Source organism: Mesorhizobium sp. B2-3-11 (assembly GCF_006442215.1).
GTDB classification, from domain to species: Bacteria; Pseudomonadota; Alphaproteobacteria; order Rhizobiales; family Rhizobiaceae; genus Mesorhizobium; species Mesorhizobium salmacidum.
In genome coordinates this window covers 247501-252500 of the sequence record NZ_VFVS01000002.1, presented here as the reverse complement: position 1 = coordinate 252500, position 5000 = coordinate 247501, and the positions used below count along the sequence as shown (strand labels likewise).

The 5000-nt window shown below is 54.8% G+C and carries 1 protein-coding gene, 1 tRNA gene, 2 rRNA genes and 1 pseudogene; all 5 read left to right on the top strand.

All coding sequences use genetic code 11. The annotated features are described in order from the left end of the window. Nucleotides 1-18: 18 nt before the first annotated feature. Nucleotides 19-246: a hypothetical protein gene (locus FJ960_RS04665; RefSeq protein WP_140712182.1), complete on the top strand. Its 228-nt coding sequence runs from the start codon at nucleotides 19-21 to the stop codon at nucleotides 244-246. A 45-nt stretch (nucleotides 247-291) separates the two neighbouring features. Next, nucleotides 292-3123: ribosomal RNA gene (locus FJ960_RS04660) — 23S ribosomal RNA — on the top strand. A 274-nt stretch (nucleotides 3124-3397) separates the two neighbouring features. Beyond that, nucleotides 3398-3512: ribosomal RNA gene (rrf, locus tag FJ960_RS04655) — 5S ribosomal RNA — on the top strand. Between the two features lie 216 nt (nucleotides 3513-3728). Then, a tRNA-Met gene (locus FJ960_RS04650) sits at nucleotides 3729-3805 on the top strand. Nucleotides 3806-4402: 597 nt separating this feature from the next. Further along, nucleotides 4403-4662 (top strand): annotated as a pseudogene (locus FJ960_RS04645) (type II toxin-antitoxin system ParD family antitoxin); the annotation flags it as partial. Nucleotides 4663-5000 lie beyond the last annotated feature (338 nt).

Genomic DNA, 5000 nt, shown 5'->3' with positions numbered 1-5000 from the left:
AAGATTTGTTCGAACTTCATGAGCCGCAAGGGTCATGATTTGTCGCAAGGGACGCTCAATCCCTTGCATATGATGGGTTTGCCTAACCGCACCCTCGAACCGATCTCGAGAAGCTGGTCTTTTTGTGCCAATGACATCAAGCCGGATCCTGCACAGGATTTGGCTGACGCGACGATCTCTTCGAGATCGCGTGGCGACAATCCCTTCGGGATTGCGCGGATGCTGACCCCGCAAGGGTTTGGCTGAAGCGACAATCCTTCGGATTGCGCGGTGGATATTGGCAATGAGAACGATCAAGTGTCTTAAGGGCAATTGGTGGATGCCTTGGCATGCACAGGCGATGAAGGACGTGATACGCTGCGATAAGCTACGGGGAGGTGCGAATACCCTTTGATCCGTAGATTTCCGAATGGGGAAACCCACCTAAGGTGCTTGGAAAATCAGAGTAGCATGAGCGACAATCTCTTCGAGATTGCGCTGGTGCTGCTGTGGTTTCCAAGTATCAGATATAGGTAACTTATCCTGAATACATAGGGATAAAGTGGCGAACGCGGGGAACTGAAACATCTAAGTACCCGTAGGAAAGGACATCAACCGAGACTCCGGAAGTAGTGGCGAGCGAACCCGGACCAGGCCAGTGGCGATTGAGAGACAAGCGGAACCTTCTGGAAAGTAGGGCCATAGTGGGTGACAGCCCCGTACGCGTAATGCAATCAATCGTCCTCGAGTAAGGCGGGACACGTGAAATCCTGTCTGAAATTGGGGGGACCACCCTCCAAGCCTAAGTACTCGTGCATGACCGATAGCGAACTAGTACCGTGAGGGAAAGGTGAAAAGCACCCCGACAAGGGGAGTGAAAGAGTACCTGAAACCGATTGCCTACAAACAGTGGAAGCCCAAGGTTCGTCCTGGGTGACCACGTACCTTTTGTATAATGGGTCAGCGACTTAGTGTGACGAGCAAGCTTAAACCGCTAGGTGTAGGCGCAGCGAAAGCGAGTCTGAACAGGGCGTTCAGTTCGTCGCATTAGACCCGAAACCGAGTGATCTAGCCATGAGCAGGTTGAAGGTAAGGTAACACTTACTGGAGGACCGAACCCATAACTGTTGCAATAGTTCGGGATGACTTGTGGCTAGGGGTGAAAGGCCAATCAAACTCGGAAATAGCTGGTTCTCCGCGAAATCTATTTAGGTAGAGCGTCGACCGAATACCCCAGGGGGTAGAGCACTGGATGGGCTAGGGGTCCTCACCGGATTACCAAACCTAACCAAACTCCGAATACCTGGGAGTACTAGTCGGCAGACACACGGCGGGTGCTAACGTCCGTCGTGAAAAGGGAAACAACCCTGACCTACAGCTAAGGTCCCCAAGTTATGGCTAAGTGGGAAAGGATGTGAGGATCCCAAAACAACCAGGATGTTGGCTTAGAAGCAGCCATCATTTAAAGAAAGCGTAACAGCTCACTGGTCTAAATAAGGGTCTTTGCGCCGAAAATGTAACGGGGCTAAAGCCATACACCGAAGCTTAGGGTTTGGTCCGCAAGGGCCAAGCGGTAGCGGAGCGTTCTGTAAGCTGATGAAGCCATACCCGTGAGGGGTGGTGGAGGTATCAGAAGTGCGAATGCTGACATGAGTAACGTAAGGGGAGTGAGAGACTCCCCCGCCGAAAGACCAAGGGTTCCTGCTTAAAGCTAATCTGAGCAGGGTTAGCCGGCCCCTAAGACGAGGCGGAAACGCGTAGTCGATGGGAACCACGTTAATATTCGTGGGCTTGGAGGTAGTGACGGATCATTGAGGTAGTCCAATCTTATCGGATTGAACGGGCTGCTGCGTGGTTCCAGGAAATAGCTCCTCCTTATAAACCGTACCCGAAACCGACACTGGTGGTCTGGTAGAGTATACCAAGGCGCTTGAGAGAACTATGCTGAAGGAACTCGGCAAATTGCACGCGTAACTTCGGAAGAAGCGTGACCCTTTTCTACGCAAGTAGAGGAGGGTGGCACAGACCAGGGGGTAGCGACTGTTTATCAAAAACACAGGGCTCTGCGAAGTCGCAAGACGACGTATAGGGTCTGACGCCTGCCCGGTGCTGGAAGGTTAAGAGGAGGGGTGCAAGCTCTGAATCGAAGCCCCAGTAAACGGCGGCCGTAACTATAACGGTCCTAAGGTAGCGAAATTCCTTGTCGGGTAAGTTCCGACCTGCACGAATGGCGTAACGACTTCCCCGCTGTCTCCAGCATAGACTCAGTGAAATTGAATTCCCCGTGAAGATGCGGGGTTCCTGCGGTTAGACGGAAAGACCCCGTGCACCTTTACTATAGCTTTACATTGGCATTCGTAGTGGCATGTGTAGGATAGGTGGTAGGCTTTGAAACCTGGGCGCCAGCTCAGGTGGAGCCATCCTTGAAATACCACCCTTATTACTATGGATGTCTAACCGCGGCCCGTTATCCGGGTCCGGGACAATGTATGGTGGGTAGTTTGACTGGGGCGGTCGCCTCCTAAAGAGTAACGGAGGCGCGCGATGGTGGGCTCAGAACGGTCGGAAATCGTTCGCTGAGTGCAATGGCATAAGCCTGCCTGACTGCGAGACTGACAAGTCGAGCAGAGACGAAAGTCGGTCATAGTGATCCGGTGGTCCCGCGTGGAAGGGCCATCGCTCAACGGATAAAAGGTACGCCGGGGATAACAGGCTGATGACCCCCAAGAGTCCATATCGACGGGGTTGTTTGGCACCTCGATGTCGACTCATCGCATCCTGGGGCTGGAGCAGGTCCCAAGGGTATGGCTGTTCGCCATTTAAAGCGGTACGTGAGTTGGGTTCAGAACGTCGTGAGACAGTTCGGTCCCTATCTGCCGTGGGTGTAGGAATATTGAAAGGATCTGTCCCTAGTACGAGAGGACCGGGATGGACGGATCTCTGGTGGACCTGTTGTGGCGCCAGCCGCATAGCAGGGTAGCTATATCCGGACGGGATAACCGCTGAAGGCATCTAAGCGGGAAACCCACCTTAAAACGAGTATTCCCTGAGAACCGTGGAAGACGACCACGTTGATAGGCCGGGTGTGGAAGAGCGGCAACGCTTGAAGCTTACCGGTACTAATAGTTCGATCGGCTTGATCGTTCTCATTCCTAATATCCATTTGACGAAATCAAATGGTCTGTTCTCACTCACGCTTGTTCCGCCCTGCGGGCGGCGCTACGTGGGTGCGGCGCATCGGCGCCGACGGTCGGTCGACCTTGCGAAGCTTCGCTTCGAAAGGCGTCAGGCCAAGAACGACCAGGCACAAAAAAGACCAGCGAAAAGCTCCGAGAAAGCACAAAATAGGTCCCCTATTCGCTCCTCTCTATGGCTATTCGCTCAAACCAGCTTCTCGAAATAACGTGCGTTTTGCCGACCTGGTGGTTATGGCGGAGCGGCTGCACCCGATCCCATTCCGAACTCGGCCGTGAAACGCTCCAGCGCTGATGGTACTTCGTCTCAAGACGCGGGAGAGTAGGTCGCTGCCAGGTCTGCTAAACGCACGTTCAAACTCACATCCAACCGGATGACAGAGAAATCTTCTCATTGCTTTGTTCGATGCATGTCGTTGCCCCAAAACCGCTAACACTTTTGGGCGACATGCATAAAAGCCCGCCAAGGGATCCCGGGCCGCTCTAAGCGGCCCTTTCATTTGGTGGATACAGAATACCGCAGTCGCCAAAGTACAGCGGCGATCGCGGTGGTGGCGCGGGGTGGAGCAGCCCGGTAGCTCGTCAGGCTCATAACCTGAAGGTCACAGGTTCAAATCCTGTCCCCGCAACCAAACTTACCCTGTACGGCCCGCCAGGCTCAAAGCTTGGCGGGCCGTTTTGCATTCGGATAAGCGCCGCCTTGGATCCTGCCTGACCGCCCCAAGCAGACCAAGTCGGCGACCCGGACAAAAATCAAATCCTCCCCCCAAAACCAAATCAAAAAGACAGCCGCCAGGCTCCAAGTCGGCGGACCGTTGCGTATGCGAATCACCATGGAGCGTCGATCCAATCCTGTTCAGGGCCCGCAAAAGAGGCGACGCCGATGCCGCGGACAAAAATCAAATCAGTGGAGACCATGGAGGGATGGTCAGGTTCAAGATCGATTGGTCGCCGAGCATGAACAGATTAGCCGGTTGGGCTCTATTCAGCCGGCTTCCTCACACGCTTTGGATGGTGAATAACAGGATCTGCGGCCTCCGCTCGCACCGAGACCCTCGATCGCGTGGTGCTGCCCCAATCGGTAGTCCAATTCCGCCGAATCGGGACCGAGGCGATGCCGCTTGGCGGGTCATGATGATGAAGCGTCGCCGAATCGGCAGTGGATTGCCAGCTATCGCTATTTATTGTCATCAATGACGCTCGCGCATGATCTCCCCCAGGAGGTCGCCATGCCCAACTGCGCTTTGAACGGGCACTGTGAGAGCTTCATCAGGAAGCAGCTCGAGTTCGGCCGCTACAACAATGCCACTGAGGTTGCCCGTGCCGGCCTGCGCATACTCGAGGATTTCGAGGCGGAAGGGGAAAGTGGCTGTGCGAGAAAATTCCCGCGCGTCTGGCCGAGCTCCAGCAGGATTCGACGAAGGGAACTCCAGCCGAAACGGTCTCTTCCGAGCTTGAAGCACGCCATCGCGCGAAGCAGGCGAAAGCCAGTTGGGAATGGGATACCGATTGTCTTTCATCCCGTGGCACAAGCCGAACTCGAAAATTCCATGACGACATGGCCGAACGGGGCGTCGCCGACGATTGTGTGGAATTTTATCACTGGTATCCGCGATCATTGTCTGGGCTTGTCGACTTTTCCACTGCGAGGCGCTGAGCGGATCGCGATCATGCCTGGGCTGCGGATTGTTGGCTGCCGGCGGTGGATCAGCATTGCCTTCGCGGTCGAGGGCGAGCAGGTGCTGAAATTGCTGGAGAATCGGCGTTGAAAGCCGCTCGGGCGCGTTCGGTGGCCGTTTTGGGGACGCCAGTTTTTCAAAGCGAAGT